3 protein-coding genes are annotated in these 1,728 nt (G+C 61.7%); 2 read left to right on the top strand and 1 reads right to left on the bottom strand.

Annotated features, from left to right (window positions below; all coding sequences use genetic code 11):
* Window positions 1-657, top strand: a 657-nt coding sequence (locus ACTO5E_RS10985) for a hypothetical protein (RefSeq protein WP_482303611.1), incomplete at its 5' end; no start/stop codon positions are given.
* A gap of 236 nt (window positions 658-893) precedes the next feature.
* On the opposite strand, the gene spoVAC is transcribed toward ACTO5E_RS10985, so the two are convergent.
* Window positions 894-1,337 carry a stage V sporulation protein AC gene (gene spoVAC / locus ACTO5E_RS10980; RefSeq protein ID WP_482303610.1) on the bottom strand — a complete coding sequence of 148 codons (444 nt, stop codon included), beginning with the start codon at window positions 1,335-1,337 and terminating at the stop codon, window positions 894-896.
* A 113-nt stretch (window positions 1,338-1,450) separates the two neighbouring features.
* On the opposite strand from spoVAC, the gene ACTO5E_RS10975 reads away from it, so the two are divergent.
* The coding region (locus ACTO5E_RS10975) for a DUF6512 family protein (RefSeq protein WP_482303608.1) at window positions 1,451-1,728 on the top strand (278 nt) is incomplete at its 3' end.

The raw sequence follows: 1,728 nt of genomic DNA, 5'->3' as shown, positions 1-1,728 counted from the left end.
GCCAACGGCACCCTTACCGTCGACTTTGACACCAAGACCCATGACAGCCTGCCCCTGCCGGAGGAGTACCGCTTTGAATACAGCGGCACCACCGACCAGGAGGTTGAGGTGGTGCTGGACTACCTCATCGGCCAATATGCCGCCCTGCTGAATTTCCAACAGCCCCAAAAGGCCATCTTCCGGGACCGGAACATCTACGGGGATTTGGATGTGGACTACCGGGTGTATGACGCCGCCGGGGACGACGTGGAGGATTTGCTCAACTACTCCTTCCGCCAGGCGGATTTCGCCCCCGACGGCGAGGGGAACCTGATGCTGATCCGGCTCTATGACAGCCTGGCCTGTGCGGAAAGGCTGGGGGACTACCCCCTCATCTCCCTGGAGGAGGCCCGCCAGGCCCTGCTGGAGGGGCAGTATATCACCACCGTCCCCTACGACTTTCCCGGCGAGGAGCATGTATACGGCGGGGAGCTGGTCTACCGGGGGAGCCCGACGGAACAGTTTTTTATCCCCTACTACCGCTTCTATGTAGACGTCTCCCACGAGTTCCCCAACTGGGACGGCACCGAGCTGAAAAATTTCGGCGCTTACTACGTCCCAGCGGTGGAGCACCAGTACCTGGAACCTGGGTGGCAGTGGGATGGGTCGTTCAATTAGCAAAATGCCCCCCTTGTCAAAAGGGGGCCCGGAGTGGCGGGGGGATTCCGTTTACAGGAATGTTTTTGATGAATTGGAATCCCCCAGTCACGGCTGCGCCGTGCCAGCCCCCTTTAACAAGGGGGCCTTTAAAGCAGGACTGGGAGCTTCAAGCACCCAAGCCCCCCTTGTTAAAGGGGGCGGGGGGGATTCCTCAAACGGGGCAGTTCAAAGAATGGGAATCCCCCAGCCACCACTTAAACCGCCTGCAGCAGGCACAAAATCAGGCCGTAGACCACGCTGGCGCTGATGCCGAAGACCAGCACCGGGCCGGCTACGGTGAAGAGCTTGGCGGCGGTGCCGGTGATCAGGCCCTCGCTTTTAAACTCCAGGGCGGGGGACACCATGGCGTTGGCGAAGCCGGTGATGGGCACCAGGGTGCCCGCCCCCGCCCGCTTGGCCAGCTTGTCAAAAATCCCCAGCCCGGTGAGCAGGGCGGCGGCGAAGATCAGGGCCACAGAGGTGGCAGTACCGGCCTGCTCCTTGTCCAGCCCGTAGCTCTGGAACAGCTGGGTCAGCCCCTGCCCGGCGGCGCAGATGCTCCCACCCACCAGAAAGGCCCAGAGGATGTTTTTCCCCATGGGCGAGGGCTTTGACCTCTCGTTGACCAGCTTGCCGTAGTCCTGGTTGGTCATGTTCAAGCTTCATCCCTCCTTCAACGGTTTTCCCTATCATGCCCGCCGGGGGGAATTTTATGCGTTTTTGTATGAACCGCTCCCTGTCCGCATAGGCTGTACAGAAGGGAGTGAGCAAGTTGATCTATCCAAAGCGACAGCTGATTTTGACCGCCGCCGCCGCCATACTGGCCGGCTGTGTCCTCCATTTTTTGTATGAGTGGCAGCCCAGCGCCATCACCGCCCTGTTCTCACCGGTGAACGAGAGCCTGTGGGAGCATGTGAAGCTGGTGTTCTGGCCCTTCCTGGGGGCGGCGCTGCTCCTGAACCGGGACCGGCCCGGCGGGGCCCGGCCCTGGCTGCTGGTCCTGCCCGGGCTGTGCGCCCTCACCCTGATCCTGGGGTGGGTGTACCACGT

It is taken from the genome of Acutalibacter sp. (genome assembly GCF_056800975.1).
This window is presented reverse-complemented; position numbering and strand designations above follow the sequence as displayed.